The organism is Mycobacterium sp. ENV421 (assembly GCF_002887815.1).
In the GTDB taxonomy this organism is placed as follows: Bacteria; Actinomycetota; Actinomycetes; order Mycobacteriales; family Mycobacteriaceae; genus Mycobacterium.
In genome coordinates, this window is sequence record NZ_PDHO01000003.1 from 398,710 (window position 1) to 419,942 (window position 21,233).

The following is a 21,233-nucleotide window of genomic DNA, read 5'->3' on the forward strand; positions in this document are numbered from 1 at the left end:
GCTGCTCTCATACTGGAGAACATGACCTCTTCAGCGGCGGAACGTGTCGTGATGCGCCGAGCCGACGGAAACCCGATCACGGTGCTGGTGGTGGACGACGAGACCGTGCTGGCCGAGATGGTGTCGATGGCGCTGCGCTACGAGGGCTGGACCATCGCCACCGCCGCCGACGGCGCGTCGGCGATCACCGCGGCCCGCAGCGCGCGGCCGGATGCGGTGGTGCTCGACATCATGCTGCCCGACATGAGTGGTCTGGACGTGCTGCGCAAGCTGCGCGAACAGAACCCCCAGCTGCCGGTGCTGCTGTTGACCGCCAAAGACGCGTTGGAAGATCGCATCGCCGGGCTGACCGCGGGCGGCGACGACTACGTCACCAAGCCGTTCTCCATCGAAGAGGTCGTGCTGCGGCTGCGGGCACTGCTGCGCCGTACCGGTGTGACCACCGAGGACAGCGGCGCACAGATCGTTGTCGGTGATCTGGTGCTCGACGAGGACAGCCACGAGGTGACCCGAGCCGGCGAACCGGTCTCGCTGACGTCCACCGAGTTCGAACTGCTTCGCTTCCTGATGCGCAACCCCAAGCGGGTGTTGTCGAAAGCCCAGATCCTGGACCGGGTTTGGAGTTATGACTTCGGCGGTCGGTCCAACATCGTCGAGCTGTACATCTCATACCTGCGCAAGAAGATCGACAGCGGCCGCGACCCGATGATCCACACGTTGCGCGGCGCGGGCTATGTTCTCAAACCTGCGAGCTAACACCCGGTCGCTGAGTGCACGGCTGCTGATCGGTCAGCTGTGTCTGCTGCTGGTCGTCTGCCTCGGTATCGGCGCGGTGACGATCCTTGCGCTGCACCAGTATCTGATCGGTGAGGTCGACAATCAGCTCCGCGAGACCGCCCACCGTTCGGCCATCATCTACGGCGAACCACTGCCGCCACCGCTGCCGCCGGCGTTGCGCGACAACCGCCCACCCTGGCCGCGGCCGGGGCCGGGGCCGCAGTTCCTGGACGCTCCCGGGCAGCCGGTCGGCATGATCGCGGCCGTGATCACCGACGGCACCGCCAGCGACGCCGGGCTGCTCGGGCCGGGCGGTGTGCGCACGCAGCTACCTCTAGGCGCGACAACCGAACTCACCCAGAACGCCGGACAACGCCGCCCGATCACGCGCAACCTCGACGGCCTCGGCGACTACCGGGTGATGTCGGTTCGCAGCAGGCTCACCGGTGAGACGCTGGTGATCGGGCTGAGCCTGGGCAATCTCAACGCCACGCTGTTGCGGGTGGCACTGACCTTCGCGGTGGTGACGGCCGCGGCGCTCGCGGTGGCCACGACCGTCGGCATCGTGATCAACCGTCGTGCGCTGGCCCCGCTCACCCGGGTTGTGGCCACCGCGGGCGAGGTGGCGAACCTGCCGCTGGACCGTGGCGAGGTGCAACTGCCGGTGCGGGTCGCGGACACCGATGCGAATCCCTACACCGAGGTGGGCCGGCTGGGGCTGGCGCTGAATCGGATGCTTGACCACATCTCGACCGCGCTGTCGACGCGGCAGGCCAGCGAGAGCCGGGTGCGTCAGTTCGTCGCCGACGCCAGCCACGAGCTACGCACCCCCCTCGCCGCCATCCGCGGCTATACCGAACTGGCACAACGTAAACGGGATCAGGTGCCCGATGACGTCGCGCACGCGATGGGCCGGGTGGAGTCCGAGGCCGAACGCATGACCCACCTCGTGGAGGACCTGCTGCTGCTGGCGCGGCTGGACTCCGGCCGCCCGTTGGAACGCGAGCCGGTCGACCTGTCCCGGCTGTCGGCCGACGTCGCCAGCGATGCGCACATCGCCGGACCCGACCACGACTGGAACCTCGACGTGCCGTCGGATCCGCTGTATGTCATCGGCGACGACGCCCGACTTCACCAGGTGGTGGCCAACCTGCTGGCCAATGCCCGCACGCACACCCCACCCGGGACGACAGTCACGTTGTCACTGCACGCGGAGCCCGACGCCGCGGTGCTGCGGGTGGTCGACGACGGGCCGGGGATCCCGGCTGAGCTGCAGTCCGAGGTGTTCGAGCGGTTCGCGCGTGGGGACACCTCGCGATCCCGCAAGGGTGGGTCCACCGGCCTCGGCCTGGCGATCGCGTCGGCCGTGGTTCGGGCTCATGGCGGCGTCATCGAGCTGGCCAGCGTCCCCGGCCTGACCGAATTCACGGTGCGCTTGCCCCGATCGGTCCAATCATGATCCGCAGCAAGCACTATGGCGCTCTCGCGGTGCTGCTGGCCGTCACGGCGGTGCTCTACATGTGGAACCTGGGCGCCAGTGGCTGGGCGAATCCGTTCTACTCGGCGGCGGCGCAGGCCGGCGCGGAGAACTGGACGGCCTGGCTGTTCGGGTCCAGCGACGCGGCCAACGCGATCACCGTCGACAAGACCCCCGCCGCACTGTGGGTGACCGGCCTGTCGGCCCGCGTGTTCGGGGTCAACCCCTGGAGCATCCTGGTGCCGGAGGCGGTGTTCGGCGTGAGCGCCGTCGCGGTGCTCTACGCCGCCGTCCGCCGAATCAGCGGACCGTGGGCCGGACTCTTCGCCGGCGCGGTGTTGGCGCTCACCCCGGCGGCAGCGCTGATGTTCCGGTTCAACAATCCCGATGCGCTGCTGGTCCTTTCGTTGGTGGTGGCGGCCTACACCACGCTGCGCGCACTGGACGACGACGCCGCCTGGTGGTGGATGCCGCTGGCGGGAGTGGCGGTCGGCGTTGGGTTCCTGGCCAAGATGATGCAGGCCTTCCTGGTGTTGCCTGCGCTCGGCGCGGTCTTTCTGTTCGCTGCCGCTGCGCCGCTGAGGACGCGGCTCGTGCGTCTGACGGCTGCGGTTGCCGCCCTGCTGGTGTCCGCCGGCTGGTATCTACTGCTGGTCGCTTTATGGCCTGCGACCGCGCGGCCGTATATCGGTGGTTCGCAGCATAATTCGATCCTCGAGCTGGCGCTGGGCTACAACGGTCTTGGGCGCATCACCGGTGAGGAAACCGGCGGCCTCGGCAATATGAACTCCGATGTCGGCTGGGCGCGGCTGTTTGGGGCCGAGATGGGCACCCACATCGCCTGGCTGCTGCCCGCCGCGGTGATCGCGATCGTCGCCGGGCTGGTGATCACCCGTCGCGCACCCCGCACCGACGTCACTCGGGCTGCGCTGCTGTTATGGAGTGGCTGGCTGGTGGTCACCGCGGTGGTGTTCAGCTTCGCCAACGGCATCCTGCACCCGTACTACACCGTGGCGCTGGCCCCGGCGATCGCCGGCGGTCTGGCGATCGGCACGGCACTGCTGTGGCGGCAGCGCACCGATCTTCGCGCCGCCACCACCCTGTCCGGGATGGTTGTCATCACCGGTGTGCTGGCTTACCTTCTGCTGCAGCGTGATTCGCAGTGGTTGTCGTGGCTTCGGGTGGTCGTCGTGGTCGCCGCCATCGGCTGTGCCCTGCTATTGCTGGTGGTGGTGCACCTGCCGCGCCGGGTCGGCGTGGCGGTGGGGATGGTGGCCGTCGTCGCCGCGCTGGCCGGGCCGGCCGCGTTCTCGCTGGCCACCGCCGCCGCGACGCACAGCGGTGCGATCCCGTCGGTGGGCCCATCGAGCGGACGGGGTGGCCCGCCGGGCGGCATGTTCGACGCACCTCGACCGGGCGCGGCGCTCACCGATTCACTTCGCCAGGACGCAGGCCAATTCACCTGGGCCGCGGCGGTGGTCGGTTCGAGTAACGCCGCGGGATATCAACTTGCCACCGGCTTGCCGGTGATGGCCGTCGGCGGCTTCAATGGCACCGACCCTGCTCCGACCCTCGAGCAGTTCCAGGCCTATGTGAGTCAACATCGCATCCACTGGTTCATCCGCGCTGACATGCCCGGATTCATGTTCGGCAACCGGTCCGGCAGTGACGCCGCCGAGCGCATTCAGCGTTGGGTGAGCGCGAATTTCACCTCCCGCGAGGTCGACGGTGTCACCGTCTACGACCTGTCGCAGGGATTCACAGCCGCCGCATAGCAAACACAAATTGGGCCCCCACCGCCACGGCCGACGATAAAAGCATGACCATCACCGACCTCCCCGTGGCACGCCGACGCAACGCCGCACTGACCGCCGCCGACCGCGGTGTGCCCGTGCTCGATGTCGTCGTCCCGGTGTACAACGAGCAGGCCGTGCTGGCCGACTCGATCCACCGGCTGCACCGCCACCTGCGTGAGGACTTCCCGTTCTCGTTCCGCATCACGATCGCCGACAACGCCAGCATCGACGACACCCCCGCGGTGGCGGCCGGCCTGGCCGCCGAACTGCCCGGGGTCCGCATGGTGCGGCTGGAGCAGAAGGGCCGGGGGCGGGCGTTGCACGCGGTGTGGTCGACCTCGGATGCGCCGGTGCTCGCCTACATGGACGTCGACCTGTCGACCGATCTGGCCGCGCTGGCTCCGCTGGTGGCACCGCTGGTGTCGGGGCATTCCGATCTGGCCATCGGCACGCGGCTGGGTCGCGGCTCCCGCGTGGTGCGCGGCGCCAAGCGGGAGGTCATCTCACGCTGCTACAACCTGATTCTGCGTTCGACGCTGGCCGCCAAGTTCAGCGACGCCCAGTGCGGTTTCAAGGCGATCCGCGCCGACGTCGCGGCCGAGCTGCTGCCTTACGTCGAGGACACCGGCTGGTTCTTCGACACCGAGCTGCTGGTGCTGGCCGAGCGCAGCGGCCTGCGTATCCACGAAGTGCCCGTCGACTGGATCGACGACCCCGACAGCCGGGTCGACATCGTGGCCACCGCGGTCGCCGACCTGAAAGGAATCGCGCGCTTGCTCAAGGGATTCGGCACCGGACAGATCCCGGTCAAGGCGATCGGGGCGCAGTTCGGTAACCAGGCCGGAGCGCCGAAGTCGCTGTTGAACCAAGGCGTGCGGTTTGCGGCAATCGGCATCGCCTCCACACTGGCCTATCTGCTGTTGTTCCTGCTGCTGCGCCCGATCGGCGCCCAGGGCGCCAACCTGGTGGCGCTGCTGGTGACGGCGATCGCCAACACCGCGGCCAATCGACGGTTCACCTTCGGGGTCCGCGGCCGAGGCGGCGTGGCACGCCATCAATTCGAGGGCTTCGTGGTCTTCGGTATCGGGCTGGGCCTGACCAGCGGTGCGCTGGCGCTGCTGCACATGCTCGGCGAACCGCACCGCGCCATCGAACTCATGGTGTTGATCGCGGCCAACCTGATGGCCACCGTCGTTCGCTTCGTGCTGCTGCGCGGCTGGGTGTTTCACCCCCGGCGCACCGGCCAGACTGTTGGAGGAAAGTGATGACCATGCTCGCCGAGTACACCGAGCGGCCGACGGACATCCAGTCGCAGGAACAGCCGCGCTCGTTGCGCCCACGGTGGGTGCCCCCGGCGCTGGGGCTCGTCCTTGCGGTCACCGCCGGGCTCTACCTGTGGGGACTGGACGCCGCCGGATGGGCCAACGAGTACTACGCGGCTGCCGTGCAGGCCGGCACCCAGAGCTGGAAGGCGTTGCTGTTCGGGTCGATCGACGCGGGTAACGCGATCACGGTGGACAAGCCACCGGCCGCACTGTGGGTGATGGCATTGTCGGGGCGGATCTTCGGATTCGGCACCCTGTCGATGTTGGTTCCGCAGGCCTTGATGGGTGTGGCGTCCGTGGCGCTGGTCTACAGCACGGTCCGCCGCGTCAGCGGCTACGGTGCCGGATTACTCGCGGGCGCGGTGCTGGCACTGACGCCGGTGGCGGCGTTGATGTTCCGCTTCAACAATCCCGACGCACTTCTCGTCCTGTTGATGGTGGTGGCCGCCTACTGCCTGATCCGCGCGCTGGACGCTAACCCCAGCCGTTGGATCGCGCTGGCCGGTGTGGCCATCGGATTCGCCTTCCTGGCCAAGCTGCTGCAGGCGCTGCTGGTCACCCCGGCTTTCGCCCTGGTGGTGTTGGTCGCGGTCCCGGGCAGTGTCTGGCTGCGGCTGCGTCATCTGGCGGTCGGCTTGATCGCCATGGTGGTGTCGGCCGGGTGGTACCTGGCTCTGGTCAGCTTGTGGCCCAGTGACTCCCGGCCCTACATCGGCGGGTCCACCGACAACAGCCTGCTGCAACTGGCGCTGGGTTACAACGGCCTGGGCCGGGTGTTCGGCGGCGACGGGAATCCGGGCGGCAGCTCCGCTGGAGGTGCCGCCGAGGGCGGCCCCGGACCGATGGGCGGCGCGATGTTCGGCGGCTCCACCGGCATCACCCGGATGTTCGGGGAGTCGATGGGCACCGAGATCTCCTGGCTGTTGCCTGCCGCGCTGATCGCCTTGGCGGCCGGCCTGTGGTTCACCAGGCGCGCGCCCCGCACCGACCGAACCCAAGCTTCGCTGTTGCTGTGGGGCGGCTGGCTGGTGGTCACGGTCGTGGTGTTCAGCTTCATGAAGGGGATCATGCACCCCTACTACACGATCGCCTTGGCGCCGGCGATCGGCGCAGTGATCGGCATCGGTGTGCGAGAACTGTGGCGTGGCAGGCAGTTTGTCGCATCGCGCGTGGCGCTCTCGGCGATGCTCGTGGTGACCGGGGTGTGGAATTTCATCCTGCTCGACCGCACCGCGGACTGGCTGCCGTGGCTGCGGTGGACCGTTCTGGCCGGCTCGATCCTGGTATCCGCGGTCCTGCTGGCCGGGGCTCACCGCCTGGGCCGCTGGACGGTCGCGATCGCAGCGGCCGGCCTGCTGTTCGGGTTGGGCGCCACCGCCGCCTACACGGTGGAGACCGTCGCCGGTAGTCATGGGGGTGGCATCCCGACGTCGGGCCCGCCGCGATCGAACACGGGGTTCGGCTTCGGTGGCCCCGGCGGTCCAGGTGGACAGGGCGTCCAGGCCTCGGAGAACTCCGAACTCAAGGTGCTGCTCACCAAGGCCGACAACCGCTGGGCTGCAGCCACTGTCGGCTCACATACGGCCGGAAGCCTGGAGCTGGCCACCGGCACGTCGATCATGTCCATTGGCGGGTTCAGCGGCGGTGACAACTCACCGACACTGGAACAGTTCCAGGCCTACGTCGCGACCGGGCAGGTCCACTACTTCATCGCAGGCAACGGTCCCGGTGGCGGTCATCACGGCGGACCCGGTGGGGACTCCGGTCCGGGCACGCAGATCACCGAGTGGGTGCAGCAGCACTTCACCGCAGAGGACGTGGGCGGGACCGAGGTCTACGACCTGAGCACCCAGAACTAACCCGTCGATTACCCTCCGCGGAGGGCCCGCACTTCGTACCATCTGACCTATTCGGCTGGCGGGAGTACGGGTCATGGGCAACGCAGTGCATATCGGCAGGGTGGGGGCGCTCGCGGTAGCCCTCGGAATCGGGTCCTGGTTGGCAAGCACACCCTGGGTCGCCGATGCCCAGCCGTCGAACTCTTCGACTGCCTCGGGTAGCTCGGCAACGGCGGCCAAGGCCAAACCCGCGGCAGTGGGCAAAACGCATCGCGTCACGCCCAGTTTGGCCGCCGCCCCAGGGTCTGCCAAAGTGGCCAGGCCAGCGCAACTTTCGGCGCCGGTCGTGCACGCACCGACGGTCCATGCGATTGCCACGGCACTGCACTCGTTGGCGAATTCCGGTGGAACGCCGCCGCAGCCGGCGACGCTGTCGTCGATGCTCGCGTACGCAGGCGACGAATTGCGTCGCATCACCGGTATCGGCAAGGCGGGCGCGGTCACCACCACCGCAGTACCGGTCACCGGGCCCAACCTGCTGACCAACCCGGGTGCCGAACTCGGCGATCCGGCCGGTTACGGCAACAGTACCGTCAGCGTGCCGGGCTGGACGGCAACCGGCACCCCGACCGTGGTTCAGTACGGCGAGCTCCGCAACGCGTGGCCGGTGGGCCTGAGCTTCGCATGGCCGAATCTGCCCGCCATCGTCTCGTTCCCGGGCGTCAAAGCCGCGCCTCCCAACGCCGGCAACCAGTTCTTCGGTGGTGGAGACGTGGCCACCTCCGGGCTCTCCCAGACGGTGGACCTGAGTGCCTCCAGTGCTGAGATCGACAGTGGCACAGTCCCGTTCAACCTCAATGGCTATCTCGGCGGCTACCTGCTCGATCCGTCCTTCGCCAGTGTGAAAGTCACCTTCCTGGACCAGAACCAGCTCTACCTCGGAAGTTCGACGATCGGGCCGGTCTCCAACCTGGATCGCTGGGGGCAGACCGGATTCCGGCAGCGCACCTCCATCGGAACCGTCCCGGTGGGCACCCGCAGCGCCGTCGTCACCTTGACCATGCACGACCTGAATCCGGTGGTGCTCGGTTTCACGGCCCGGTACAACAACGCGTACGCCGACAACCTGTCCTTCAGCATCGGTACCGCGCAATCCGCACCGCCCGCGCCTGCGCCGCCGGTGTCCGATGTCCAGCCGCTCGACCACGTGTTCCTGGTCTATATGGAGAACAAGGGCTACAACGACATCGTCGGAAGCCCCAACGCGCCCTTCCTGAACAGCTTGATCAACGGATACGGGCTCGCCAACAACTACTACGCGGTGACCCACCCCAGCCTGCCGAACTATTACGCGATCGTCGGCGGCCAGGTCTACGGCAAGACCTACAACTGTGAATCGGTGTGCATCACCGATCCGAACAACCTCGCCGTCAACCTGGACACCCACAGCAAGACCTGGGCGGCCTACGCCCAAGGCATGACACCGGGACAGCCATTGGTCTCGACGGGGAACTACTCGACCGACCAGACCCCGTGGCCGGCGTTCGCCGGCATCGGCGACAACCAGGCCTACGCCGCCGCGCACATGTTCCCGCTGACCCAGATGGCGACCGACCTCCAATCAGACGCGACAACACCAGATTTCGTTTGGTTCGCCGCCGACGAAGCCTCCAACGGTGAGGGCCCGGTCAGCTCGCTGGCGGGTGTGGCGCACTTCGCGTTCTCGCAGATTGATCCGCGCCACCAGTACAACGTCCCCGCGCTCGACCAGTTCTTGGCGGACAACGTGCCGACCATCATGAACTCGGAGGTCTGGAATACCACCAAGTCGGTGCTGATCGTCACGTTCGACGAGGACAACAACAACATCACGCTCGGCTTCGGCAACGAAGGCAACCATGTCGTCACAGTGGTGATTCCCTCGCCGATGGCGGTGAGTGCGGGCGGTATGAAGGGCGGCGCCTTCGTCGTCACCGACCACTACGACCACTACAGCACGCTGCGCACCATCGAAGACGCGCTCGGTTTGCCGCCGATGACCAACAACGACAAGTACGCCGAACCTCTCAACGGATTCTGGACGTGACCGCCTCCTCCTAGGGCAGGATTGGCGGCATGACTCCCAAGCCGCCGTCCGCCGTCATCGAAGCCGCCCATGCCGAGCAGCTGACGTCGCTGCCGTTCAGCGACACCGCGGATTTCGACGCCGCCGACCGCGGCTTCATCGCCGCCCTGACCCCGTGCGTGGTCAAGGCCGCCGACGGACGGGTGGTGTGGGACAACGACGCGTACGGATTCCTCGACGGGGATGCGCCGACATCGGTCCACCCGAGCCTGTGGCGGCAGTCCATCCTGGCTGCCAAGCAGGGCCTCTACGAGGTGGTCGAAGGCATCTACCAGGTCCGCGGACTGGACCTGTCCAACATCAGCTTCATCGAGGGCGACACCGGCATCATCGTCATCGATCCGCTGGTCTCCACCGAAACCGCGGCGGCCGCCCTGGCCCTCTACCGCGCGCACCGAGGTGACCGGCCCGTGGTCGCGGTCATTTACACCCACTCCCACGTCGACCACTTCGGCGGTGTCCTCGGGGTGACCACCCAGGCCGACGTCGACGCGGGCAAGGTCGCGGTGCTGGCCCCGGAGGGGTTCACCGAGCACGCCGTCCAGGAGAACGTCTACGCCGGCACCGCGATGGCCCGCCGCGCCGGCTACATGTACGGCGCCGTCCTCGACCGCGGCCCACAGGGTCAGGTGGGCTGCGGCCTGGGGCAGACCCCGTCGACGGGCGAGGTGGCGATCATCGTGCCGACCATCGACATCACCACCACCGGTGAGAAGCACACCATCGACGGCGTCGAGATCGAATTCCAGATGGCCCCGGGTACCGAGGCGCCCGCCGAGATGCACTTCTACTTCCCGAAGTTCCGCGCGCTGTGCATGGCGGAGAACGCCACGCACAACCTGCACAATCTGCTGACGTTGCGCGGGGCGCTGGTGCGCGACCCGCACGGGTGGTCGGGGTACCTGACCGAGGCCATCGAGACGTTCGCCGACCGTGCCGACGTGGTGTTCGCCTCCCATCACTGGCCGACCTGGGGCCAGGACAACATCGTCGAATTCCTTTCCCTGCAACGTGATCTGTACGCCTACCTGCATGACCAGACCCTGCGGCAGCTCAACCAGGGGTACACCGGCATCGAGATCGCCGAGACCTTTCAGATGCCGCCCGCGCTGCACAAGGCGTGGCATGCGCACGGCTACTACGGATCGGTCAGTCACAACGTCAAAGCCGTCTACCAGCGGTACATGGGCTGGTTCGACGGCAACCCCGCGCGGTTGTGGGCCCATCCGCCCGAGGCGATCGGGCCGCGCTACGTCGAGGCGATGGGTGGCGCCGACCGGGTGGTCGAGCTGGCCCGCGCGGCCGTCGACGCGGGTGACTACCGTTGGGCGGCAACGCTACTCGATCACGTCATCTTCACCGACGAGAATCATGCGGGCGCCAGGGAGGTGTACGCCGACACACTCGAGCAGCTGGCGTACGGCGCCGAGTGTGCGACATGGCGCAACTTCTTCCTGTCCGGTGCCACCGAGCTGCGCGACGGGAACTTCGGTACGCCCACCCAGGTATCGCCGACGACGTTACTTGCCCAGCTCACCCCGGAGCAGATGTTCGACGTGTTGGCGATCAGCGTCAACGGCCCGCGGTCGTGGGATCTGGACATCTCGCTCGACGTCACGTTCGCCGACCTCGACGCCAACTACCGACTCACCCTGCGCAACGGTGTGCTGGTCTACCGGCAGTGCCCGGCAGACGAGTCGACGGCGACCGCCACCATCCGGCTGGCCACCAAGTTGCGGCTATTGGCAGCTGCGGCAGGCGATTTCACCTCACCGGGCCTGGAGACCGCCGGCGAGGCGGAAGCCCTGCAGAAGTTTCTCGGTGCACTGGATCAGCCGGACCCGAGCTTCAACATCATCACGCCCTAGGACCGGCCGGGTCGGCTGCTATGCGAGCGGGTAGTCGACCACATTGGCCACCGGTCCCTGAGCGCCCAGGCCCGACGCGGCCTCGATCCACTGGCCGGTGACGATCAGGGTCAGGTTGGGCAGATTGACGATGTAGTCGCCGTACGTCCGAAGGTAGGGATCGCCGACGTAGATGGCTCCGCCGTAGTCCGGCAGCAGATTCTGTACGACAGTGCTGGATTCGGAGTCTTTGATCTGGGTCGAACTGTTGTACAGCACGGATGCTTCGATCTCGATCTGCAGGCCGACGAACACTCCGGCCTTCTCCTTGAGCTTTATCCCGCCGCCACCGGCCCAACTGGTCGTCTCGCTCTTGGTGGTGGTGATGGTGTAGTAGTAGCTGTTCTCATTCGAGCCGCGGTTGATGTGCTGCTGGACCGGCCCGGTCGTCGGGGCGTTGTAGTACACGTCGCCGGTCACGTTCACGCCGCACGACCCCGGGACCGAACCGCTATACGCCGGTGAGCAACCCGTGTCGACGGCGGCGGAGGCGAGGTTCGGGTCCTCGGTGACGTCGATCGTTCCCGGATTCGCGTACGGGTAGACGAGGTACATCCAGGCCTCGTCCTTGCCGTAGCCGTAGGCCATACATCCACTGCTGCTCTGGCAGGTGACGAGCGGTGCGCTGCCCCCGTTGAACACCTTGAACTCCGCCGACGCGTCGATTCCGGTTTCGTTCGTCCACGTCACGTAGGCCTCTTGGTCATGCCAGACGCTGTAGTCCACCTCGAAGTCGATTTCCTGAAAGGGCTGCAGGACAAAGCCCTTCTGCGGCGAGTCATCCTCTTCGTATTCTCCGGTGATGCTGCTGAGCGTCTGCGGGTACGGCGTGAGGTTGACGACCCGGAACGTCTGCGAGCTGATTGCCCGGCCGGTGAGCATGATGGTGGGCACGGTGCGCAACGCCCGCGCCTCACTGCTGACGAAGTCGTCGATGATCTCGACCAGAGTCTTCCGGGTGGCGGTCGGTGCCGGAGCGGGCGCCGCGATGTCGGGCACCGTTCCCGCGTCGACCGCAGTGCTGTCCGGGGGAGCCGGAACCGAATCGGAGTCGGGATACGGGTGCGGGCCGGTTCCGATCTTCCAGTCGTCGGTGGTGTAGGTGACTGCGAGGGGGGTGCCGTCGGGGTCCAGCGACCCTGATGGCGCGAGGCTGACGTACTCGACGTTCGGGATGGTGATGGTGACGCCCGATTCGGTGAGAGTCATGTTGACGAAGTCGTGGTACTCGGGATACTGCACGTATATCTGGCCGTAGCTACCCGGCGGGACATTCAAGTCCACCTGCGACTCGGTGGTGACGCCGTCGCTCCAGCTGTGGCCGTACTTCTGCTGCACCAATGCACCGATCTCACTCTGGAACGTCAACGGCCCCAGCGAGAAGTTCAGTGAACTGCCGGCAACCACTTTCAGGTTCTCCTCGACGCCGCTGGTCTTGGTCACCTCGTGGGTCACCTTGTACCGAGTGGTCGAGTCGACGCTGCCGTCGTTGAAGAGAGTGTTGCCGACCAGTTGCGGGGCGCTGAGCAGAACCTGCTCGTCGACGACTTCCTGGCCGCAGCTGCCCGCCACTTTGCACAGCGCCATGGCGACGACCGCCTGACCCACCGCGTCGGTCGGGTCGATCGTGATCTCGGCGCCGGCCTTGGGTAACACCACCACGGTTTGTCGCGCGGGAATTTCTGAGATGCCGTTGATGGGTTCCGGGGTATCGAAGATGAGGGTCTGCAGATCGCTGTTCGACACCGATGCGCTGGCCCCGCCGGCTTCGGCGTCCACGCTCACCGTCGTCGATCCGTTCGACCACACCATCGTGCCCTCGTAGGTCCAGTCTTTGTCCCATTCGCTGGTGCCCTGGTAGAACCCCACCTGAACCAGCCGGGCGTCGTCGAGGACGAACCCTTCTTGTGGGCCGTAGGTCAGTGGCTGCTTGGTATCGAGACTGGTGAGGGTGATCGGCCCGCCGGTCAGGTTGAGAACGGTGACCTCGGTGCGCACGAACGGCAGACTGAAGTCGCTGGTGGGGTTGCAGACACCGTCTTTGCACTGACCCGGGGCCAGCGGATCGGCGATGCCGACAAGGTTCCTGACCAAGGTGTTCGCAGGCGCCAGTACGGTGTTCACCGCCAGACCGATGCGTCGGCCCAGTTCCTCGAGCGGGTGATCGCCGAGTTCGCGGCGTGCGGCCGCGGCCAGCAGCCAGTTCGCCGGTGACTCCGAGTTCCCGGTCAGGGGTGCGGGTCTGGGTCTCAACGTGCCGGTGCCGGGCCGTGCGGTGGCGACGGATCGCACGACACTTGTGGCCTGGACCCCGGTCTTCGCGCGCTTGGTCGATCCGGTCGATTTCGGTTGCCCGGTACGTGTTTTCGACGTGGGCACCTTGTTCGGAGTCGAGCCCGCCGACGATTGATGGCTCCCGGTCGCGTCGGCAGCAGCGGTCGGGGCGGCGGCGTTGGCCAATGCCACCCCAAGTCCGAGAGCCACGGTCGCGGCTGCTGCGCGAGTAGTGAGCATTGCCGGTTTCATCGAGTTCCCCAACTGTCGACCGAACGCGCCGGACTAGATTGCTGCGCAACTGATTCCTATCAGGGCAAGCCGTCCGGTTGTTGAATCGAGTAGCTCTGTTAACCAGATGATGACGATGCGCTCGACTGTCGGACGCCCACCGATCGCCCTGCGTTCACGACGCCTCGTCTCACGTCAGTCGACGTCGATGACGACCTTGCCGATCGCTTTACGGTCGGCGACATAGCGCAGCGCGGCCGCAGCCTGTTCGAGCGGGAACCGCGCCCCGAGGTACGGGCGCAGCTTGCCTTCGGCGAACAACTGCGCAAGCTCGGCGTCGTCGCGCGCGATGTCGTCGGGGTAGTCGGTGGCGAACGTACGGATCTCCATGCCCTGCACGGTTATTCCCTTGAGCATCACCAGGTTCAACGGTATCCGGGGGATCTCACCGGCGGCATAGCCCAGCGTCACGAACTTTCCGCCACGGCCGAGGCTGCGCAGGGCAGGCTCGGAGTAGTGACCACCGACAGGGTCGAGGACCACGCGCGTGCCGGCCTCGCCGGTGATCTCCTTGAGCCTGCTCTTGAGGTCCTCCCGGTCATAGTCGATCACCTCTGTGGCGCCGCGCCGGCGGCACACCTCGAGCTTCTCGGCGCCCGACGCGGCGGCAATGACCTTGGCGCCCATCAGAACCGCGATGTCGACGGCGGCCAGGCCGACACCACCACCGGCGCCGAGGACGACCACCCAGTCGCCGGGCTGGACGGGAGCGACGGTGCGCAGGGTGTAGTAGGCGGTGCGGTTGGTGACTCCGAATGCGGCCGCATCGGCATAGTCGACCCCGTCCGGAACGCGGGTCAGACCCCGCGCATCGACCAGCGCCTGCTCGGCGAACCCGCCGACGAACGCGGTGGCCGAGACCCGATCACCCGGCCGGTAGTCGACACCGTCGCCGACGGCCAGCACCTCACCGGCCAGCTCACTGCCCGGACTGAACGGCGGCGGCACCTTGATCTGGTACTTGCCTGCGATCAGCAGCACGTCGGGATAGTTGACCGCGGCGGCATGCACCTTGACCACGACCTGACCGGGACCCGGTGTGGGGTCAGGCAGTTCGTCCAGTACCAGATCCTCCGGTGCGCCGTATTCGCGGCAGACGACGGCGCGCATCAGCTCGTCGCTTCCGGGAGGCCGAGGCCCCCCAAACAGAACCCGACGAGGTGGTTGATGTCCTTGCGGCCCGGTTGGTCGGTGGAGTTCACATAGCGGCGCATCGTGCCGACGGTACACACGAACACTGCGTCGGCATCACGCTGGGGATCGCTACTACCGAGCTGGCGAATCGGTTCGACCAGCAGCTCACGCATGGCGGCCAGGATTTCCTCCTCACCAAGCCGGCGCTTGTCCGAGTCGGACATCTGCACCAGCAGGGCCCGGCTCATGCCGATCAGCTCCGGATCGGCGACCTGGGCCAGGGCCCCGGTGATCCACCGGGTGATCTTGCCTTTCGGGGTGGCTTCCTTGGCCATCTGGTGCTCGAGGTACGAAACCACCATGGCCGCACCGCGTTCCATGACCGCCAGCATCAGATCGTCCTTGCCGGCGAAGTAGCGGTAGAACGCTTTGTTGGAGACGCCGGCCTCGGCGACGATATCGCTGACCCGCGGCGCGTCGGGGGAGACCCGCTGCAACACCCTCAGTGCGGCGGCCAGGATGCGCTCCACGTCCTCGGCGGCCTCGCGTTGCCGGTCGTCGAGGGCCCGCACCACGGCGGCCGCGGCTCTGCTGGTCACGGTGAAACAGGCAGCGCGGGAATGCGATCGACCAGGTGGCCGTACTTCTCCCGGGCTCGCTCGATGCGGTTGGGCAGGAACTCACTGGGCCAGACCGGGTCCTCCGCCTCATAGCCTTTGAGAATTTGGCGGGCCAGGTTGACCTTGTGCGCCTCGGTCGGCCCGTCGGCCATCCCCAGCGTGATACCGCCCATGAGCACACTGGTCAACGGCATCTGGTCGGTCAGTCCGAGGCCGCCGTGCACCTGGATGGCGCGCAGGCCGATGGACTTCAGCACGGAGGCGGTCGCGATCTTGCAGGCCGCGATCTCCTCCCGTGCGGCCCGCTCACCCGCGGTGTCGACCAGCCACGCGGCGTGCAACACCATGAGCCGGAACTGGGTCAGCTCCACGAACGAGTCTGCCACCATCTCTTGGATCAACTGCTTGTCGGCCAGCAGACTTCCCTGTGTGAAGCGGCTTTTCGCACGGCGTGCCATCGCGTCGATCGCGCGTTGGGCCACCCCGATCGAGCGCATCGCGTGATGCAGGCGTCCGCCGGCCAGCCGGGACTGGGCGACACCGAAGCCATGCCCTTCCTCGCCGAGCATCGCCGACGCGGGGACCCGGACGTTGTCGTAGTGCACCAGCGAGTGCCCGGGGTCGTGGGAGTGCGAGCCGACCAGGTGGTGTGTCGCCTCGATGTGGACGCCCGGGGTGTCGGCCGGGACCAGGAACGTCGAGGCGCCGGTGTGGACCGGCACGTCCGGATCGGTGATGGCGACCACGATGAAGAACGACGCCACCGAGGCGTTCGACGACCAGTACTTGCGGCCGTTGATAACCCAGTCGGAGTCTTTTCCGGGGCCGTCGCGCACGGCGCGGGTGGTGAACACCCGAGGATCGGATCCACCCTGCGGTTCGGTCATCGAGAACGTCGAGAAGATCTCCCCGGACAGCAGCCCGGTCAGGTACCGCTGCTTCTGTTCCTCGGTGCCGAAGCGGGCCAGGATCTCGGCGTTACCGGTATCGGGTGCCTGGGTGCCGAAGATGATCGACGACCACGTTGCGCGGCCGAGGATTTCGTTGATAAGCGTGAGCTTGACGGCCCCGAAACCCTGGCCGCCCAGCTCGGGCCCGAGATGCGGCGCCCACAGACCCTGGTCGCGTACCTTCTGCTTGAGTGGGTCGACGATCCTGCGGCGCTCGTCGTTGAGCGGCAGGAACTCGCAGCTCGGGAAGATCACTTCGAGCGGTTCGATCTCGTCGCGCACGAAGTTCCGGATCCACTCGAGCTTCTCCTCGAATTCCGACTCGGTGGAAAAGTCCCATGCCATCGTCGTACTCCTTTACGGGATTCCGCCGTCGACCCGAAGGACCGAGCCGGTGGTGAAGCTGGACGCATCGGACATCAGAAACAGTGCGGCGCCGACGATTTCGGTCGGCTCGCCCGCGCGTTGAAGGGCGTGCCTGCCGAACGGATTTTCCACACCGAAGTCCCAGGCCTTGCTGATATCGGTGAGGAACGGCCCGGGCATCAGCGTGTTGACCCGCACCGTCGGCCCGAACGCCGCCGCGAGGCCTTCGGTCATCGCGTTCAGCCCGGCTTTGGACGCCGCGTACGGGATGAACGACGGATGCGGCCGCAGCGACCCGTGGGTGCTGACGTTGATGATCACACCGCCTCCGTCGGCGACCATGCGTTCACCTACCAGAGCCGAAAGACGGAACGGCCCCTTCAGATTCAGGTTCATCACCGCGTCGAACAGCTTTTCGCTGACGTCGGTGAGCTTGTCGTAGGTCGGCGACATACCGGCGTTGTTCACCAGCACATCGAGCTTGCCGAACCGGTCGTAGACCGCATCGACCAACCCGTCGAGCTCATCCCAGCGGCCGACGTGCACGCGAAAGGGCATTGCGGTGCAGCCGGTTTCGGCCTCGATCTCCTTGGCCGTCGCCACGCACGTGTCGAACTTGCGGCTGGCTATCACCACATCCGCACCGCAGCGCGCGGCGGCCATCGCCATCTCGCGGCCCAGGCCCCGGCTACCGCCGGTGACCAGCACCACGCGGCCGCTCAGATCGAAAAGAGAGTCTGCGTAACCCATTCAGGCCTCCTCGCCGGATTGCGCCAACCGCGCCGCGGTGGCGATCAGGTCGGGCACCATCGCGCCGAAGGCCTCGACCACTTTCGGGTCTGCCGTACCACCGTTGACCGCGGCGGCGTAGGTCTTCTCCAGCACGATGCCCAGCTTCCAATTGGCCAGTACCAGGTAGTAGTGGATGTTCTCGCATCCCAGCCCGCTGACCTTCTCATAGTGCGCCAGCAGTTCACTGCGGGTGGGCATACCGTCCATCGGCAGGTAGAAGCCGGTGTCTTTGGGATGTTCACCGTCGTAGCCGAGCAGCGCCCATGCCACGTCCAGCAGCGGGTCGCCGATCGTGGTCATCTCCCAGTCGACGATCGCGGCCAGCCGCCCGGGTGCGCCGTGGGCGTACATGACGTTGGCGAACTGGTAGTCGCCGTGCATGATCCCGGGGGTGTAGTGCGACGGCCGGTTGTCGCGCAACCACTGCGACGCGACGTCCAGCCCGGGCAGTTCGCGCACCTGGAACGCGGCGAGGAACGCCAGCCAGCGATCCACCTGTCGGTCGTGGAAACCTTCGGGTTTGCCGAATCCCTCCAGGCCGCGCGCCTTCCAATCCAGCCGTCCGAGATTGGCCGCGCCCTCGATCAGCTGGAAGGCGAGGTCGCGGCGGGCGTCGAGGTCGGTGTCGAACGGCGACTCCCAGCCGCCCTCCATCGGGCTCCAGCCGTCGACTTCCTTCATGAGATAGAACGGCTTGCCGAGCACCCGACCACTCTCGTCGGCGGCGACCAGCTCGGCGTGCGGTACGTCGGTGCCCTTCAAGGCTCGTTCCAGACGGATTTCCCGAAGCAGCTCGCCGAGGCGGCGCTCGTCTGCGCGCGGTCCGGGCATCCGCAGCACCATGCCCTCACCACCGCGATTGATCCGGTACAGCATGTTCTGCGACCCGCCCTTGAGGACCTCGGCGGCGGGCTCCTCGCCGTGGCCGGGGGCCTCCTGGGTGTCGAGCCATCGGCCGAGCGTCGCGGTGTCGAGGTCCGCGGGGCTGTGCGTTCTCGTCATGGAACTCCTCAATCTCCATTTGGAGAATAGCATTCTCCGCACGTGCAGCCACTAGCCTTTGGCCAACGCATAGCGAAAGGGGCGGCCATGGCCGGACCGCTGGAAGGCATCAAGGTTGTCGAGCTCGGGGTATGGGTCGCCGGGCCGGCCGCCGGAGGGATCCTGGCCGACTGGGGTGCCGACGTCGTCAAGATCGAACCGCCGACCGGCGACCCGGGGCGGATGTTCGGCCGGATGCTCGGACTCGACGACGGCAGCAACCCGCCATTCGAGATGGACAACCGGTCCAAGCGCAGCATCGTGCTCGACCTGACCACCGACGGTGGAATTGCGACCGCGCGTCAATTGCTCACGGCAGCAGACGTTTTCCTCACCAACGTCCGGCCGGACGCGCTCGGACGGCTCGAACTGGACTATCCGTCGGTAGCCGCCCTCAACCCGGGACTGGTCTACGGCCTGATCACCGGGTACGGCGAGAGCGGACCCGAGGCCAACCGCCCGGCCTACGACGTCGCTGCGTTCTGGGCCCGGTCCGGGGTGGCCGATCTGCTCACCCGTCCGGGCGACAGCCCGCCCTTCCAGCGCGGCGGCATGGGCGATCACCTGACCGGTATGACGCTGGCCGCGGCCATCAACGCGGCACTGGTCGCCCGCGCCCGCACGGGTGAAGGGCAACTGGTGACCACGTCGCTCTACCGCCAGGGCGCCTACACCGTCAGCTTCGACCTCAACACCTTCCTGCTGACCGGCAATCCGATCGCGATCGGTCAGCGCGAGACGATGTTCAACCCGTGCATGAACAACTACCTGGCGGCCGACGGGCGGCGACTCTGGATCGTCGGACTGGAAGCCGACCGGCACTGGCCGTCGCTGTGCCGGGCGGTCGGGCGCCCGGAGTGGTTGACCGACAACAGGTTTACCACCGCGCGCGACCGCGCGATCCACTCCCGTGAACTCATCGCGACGCTCGACGAGATCTTCGCGACGAAGACTCTCGCCGAATGGGCTGAGGCGTTCGAGGCAGAGCCCGACCTGTTCTGGTCGCCGGTGAACTCGATGGAGGATGTTCTGGCCGACGAGCAGTTCCACGCCGCGGGCGGTCTGGTCGACGTGCCCGACGGCGGCCCGATGATCGCCACCCCTGCCGACTTCCACGGCACCCCGTGGGCGCCGCGGTCGGCCGCCCCGAAGCTCGGCGAGCACACCGACGAGGTCCTCGCCGAGCTTTACAACAACGCCCGGTGATGTCACGGTGGCTGGAAGGTCACCGACATAGGACGGAGCAGTTGATGGACTTTTCTCCGGTCGAACTGTCCAGTGAAGATCAGGCGTTCCAGCGCCGGGTGCGCGCGGATCTCGCCGAGTTGGTGACCGACGACGTTCTCCGGCATGACCGTGAGACAGGGGAGAACTTCCACGAGGGCCTGCATCTCGCTCTCGGCGAGCGGGGATATCTGGCCAAGGACTTCCACGACGAGGCGCAGGGTGGATTCACCGCGGTGCAACGCAGGATCTGGGAGCTGGAGATCGGCCGCGCCCACGCCCCGTGGTTCCACTGGCCGACCACCATGATGGTGGCGAAGGCGGTTTCCAAATTCGCCGATCCGGACCTCGTTGCCGAACTCATGCCGGCCGTGCTCTCGGGTCACCGGCGGCTGTGCCTGGGCTATACCGAGCCCGAGGGCGGTTCCGATGTCGCGACCTGCAAGACACGGGCGGTGCGCGACGGCGACGCATGGATTATCAACGGCTCCAAGATGTTCACCTCTAACGCCCACAACGCGCAGTACGTCTTCCTGATCACCAACACCGACCCCGAAGCGCCCAAACACCAGAGCCTGACGATGTTTCTGGTCCCGCTCGACTCGCCCGGCGTGGAGATCCAAGGCATTCGCACGGTCGACGGCGATAGAACCAACATCACCTACTACGGCGGCGTCCGCGTCGACGACAGGTACCGCGTCGGTGCGGTCAACGGCGGCTGGACGGTGCTGCGGGATGCCCTCAACGCCGAGCACGGCACCATCGACCTCGGCACCGAGGGTCTGCAGAAGCTGGCGACGATGACGGAGCACATCCTGCTCACGGCAGAAGCCGTCGACCGGGCCGCCGCCGTGGCACGGGTGGACGACGACTCGGTGGCCTACCGGCTCGGGCGCGCGGCGGCCCGGGTGGAGGTCGCCCTGAGCGCGCCTGCGATGTCGGGCCGGGTCTCGATCGCCCAGACCATGCGTGATATCGCCCCGGACCTGATGGACATCCTCGGCACCGCCGCCAGTCTGCCCGTCGGTACCACTGGCGCGGCCGCCGATGGCGCTGCGGAATACATCTTCCGATTGGCCTCGCCCACCGGGATTTACGGCGGAACGCTGGAAGTCTTCCGCAACATGATCGCCCAGCAGATCCTCGGGTTGGGGCGTCCGGCGTACGCGCCGCCGGCCAAGCGATAGTTCCGCACGCGCCGGAGCCGGCCGCCCAACGTGCGGGATATCGTTGAAAAACGTCGGCGGATTCAAGGGGCTAGTGCAACAGCGGGTGGGTCGGACGGTTTGGACAGTA

At 66.9% G+C, this 21,233-nt stretch carries 15 protein-coding genes; 9 read left to right on the top strand and 6 right to left on the bottom strand.

Translation table 11 applies throughout. The features are described from left to right. Positions 1-51: 51 nt before the first annotated feature. The 7 genes from CRM90_RS06170 (at position 52) to CRM90_RS06200 (ending at position 11,206) form a co-directional block, all read left to right on the top strand. Positions 52-756: a response regulator transcription factor gene (locus CRM90_RS06170; RefSeq protein ID WP_036341957.1), complete on the top strand. Its 705-nt coding sequence runs from the start codon at positions 52-54 to the stop codon at positions 754-756. After that, positions 734-2,236, top strand: a complete 1,503-nt coding sequence (locus tag CRM90_RS06175) for a sensor histidine kinase (protein WP_102806089.1) — start codon at positions 734-736, stop codon at positions 2,234-2,236. Before CRM90_RS06170 ends, CRM90_RS06175 begins: the two co-directional genes overlap by 23 nt. Beyond that, complete coding sequence (locus CRM90_RS06180; RefSeq protein ID WP_102806090.1) at positions 2,233-4,029, top strand: glycosyltransferase family 39 protein; 1,797 nt, start codon at positions 2,233-2,235, stop codon at positions 4,027-4,029. Before CRM90_RS06175 ends, CRM90_RS06180 begins: the two co-directional genes overlap by 4 nt. Positions 4,030-4,073: 44 nt before the next feature. Then, a complete protein-coding gene (locus CRM90_RS06185; protein WP_102806091.1) occupies positions 4,074-5,315 on the top strand; it encodes a bifunctional glycosyltransferase family 2/GtrA family protein in 1,242 nt (413 codons plus the stop codon). Next, positions 5,315-7,234, top strand: coding sequence for an ArnT family glycosyltransferase (locus tag CRM90_RS06190; RefSeq protein ID WP_102806092.1), 1,920 nt, complete (start codon positions 5,315-5,317; stop codon positions 7,232-7,234). The genes CRM90_RS06185 and CRM90_RS06190 overlap by 1 nt, the downstream gene beginning before the upstream one ends. 73 nt (positions 7,235-7,307) lie before the next feature. Further along, complete coding sequence (locus CRM90_RS06195; RefSeq protein ID WP_502693233.1) at positions 7,308-9,299, top strand: alkaline phosphatase family protein; 1,992 nt, start codon at positions 7,308-7,310, stop codon at positions 9,297-9,299. Between the two features lie 29 nt (positions 9,300-9,328). Continuing rightward, positions 9,329-11,206 carry an alkyl/aryl-sulfatase gene (locus tag CRM90_RS06200; protein WP_102806093.1) on the top strand — a complete coding sequence of 626 codons (1,878 nt, stop codon included), beginning with the start codon at positions 9,329-9,331 and terminating at the stop codon, positions 11,204-11,206. An 18-nt stretch (positions 11,207-11,224) separates the two neighbouring features. Here the strand turns inward: CRM90_RS06200 and CRM90_RS06205 are convergent, their stop codons facing one another. The 6 genes from CRM90_RS06205 to CRM90_RS06230 all read right to left on the bottom strand — a co-directional run bounded on the left by CRM90_RS06205 (position 11,225) and on the right by CRM90_RS06230 (position 18,674). Further along, complete coding sequence (locus CRM90_RS06205; protein WP_142391331.1) at positions 11,225-13,729, bottom strand: hypothetical protein; 2,505 nt, start codon at positions 13,727-13,729, stop codon at positions 11,225-11,227. A 216-nt stretch (positions 13,730-13,945) separates the two neighbouring features. Continuing rightward, on the bottom strand, positions 13,946-14,920 hold the full coding sequence (locus tag CRM90_RS06210; RefSeq protein ID WP_102806095.1) for an NADPH:quinone oxidoreductase family protein: 975 nt from the start codon (positions 14,918-14,920) through the stop codon (positions 13,946-13,948). After that, a complete protein-coding gene (locus CRM90_RS06215; RefSeq protein ID WP_102806096.1) occupies positions 14,920-15,543 on the bottom strand; it encodes a TetR/AcrR family transcriptional regulator in 624 nt (207 codons plus the stop codon). Before CRM90_RS06215 ends, CRM90_RS06210 begins: the two co-directional genes overlap by 1 nt. Continuing rightward, positions 15,540-16,859, bottom strand: a complete 1,320-nt coding sequence (locus CRM90_RS06220; RefSeq protein WP_102806097.1) for an acyl-CoA dehydrogenase family protein — start codon at positions 16,857-16,859, stop codon at positions 15,540-15,542. The genes CRM90_RS06215 and CRM90_RS06220 overlap by 4 nt, the downstream gene beginning before the upstream one ends. A gap of 12 nt (positions 16,860-16,871) precedes the next feature. After that, positions 16,872-17,630, bottom strand: a complete 759-nt coding sequence (locus CRM90_RS06225) for an SDR family NAD(P)-dependent oxidoreductase (protein WP_102806098.1) — start codon at positions 17,628-17,630, stop codon at positions 16,872-16,874. Next, on the bottom strand, positions 17,631-18,674 hold the full coding sequence (locus CRM90_RS06230; protein ID WP_102806099.1) for a phosphotransferase family protein: 1,044 nt from the start codon (positions 18,672-18,674) through the stop codon (positions 17,631-17,633). Positions 18,675-18,761: 87 nt separating this feature from the next. On the opposite strand from CRM90_RS06230, the gene CRM90_RS06235 reads away from it, so the two are divergent. Next, the gene (locus CRM90_RS06235) at positions 18,762-19,919 is read left to right on the top strand and encodes a CaiB/BaiF CoA transferase family protein (protein ID WP_102806100.1); all 1,158 of its coding nucleotides are present in this window, start codon (positions 18,762-18,764) and stop codon (positions 19,917-19,919) included. A gap of 44 nt (positions 19,920-19,963) precedes the next feature. Next, entirely contained in the window at positions 19,964-21,124 is a 1,161-nt protein-coding gene (locus CRM90_RS06240; RefSeq protein ID WP_102806101.1) for an acyl-CoA dehydrogenase family protein, read from the top strand. Positions 21,125-21,233: the final 109 nt, after the last annotated feature.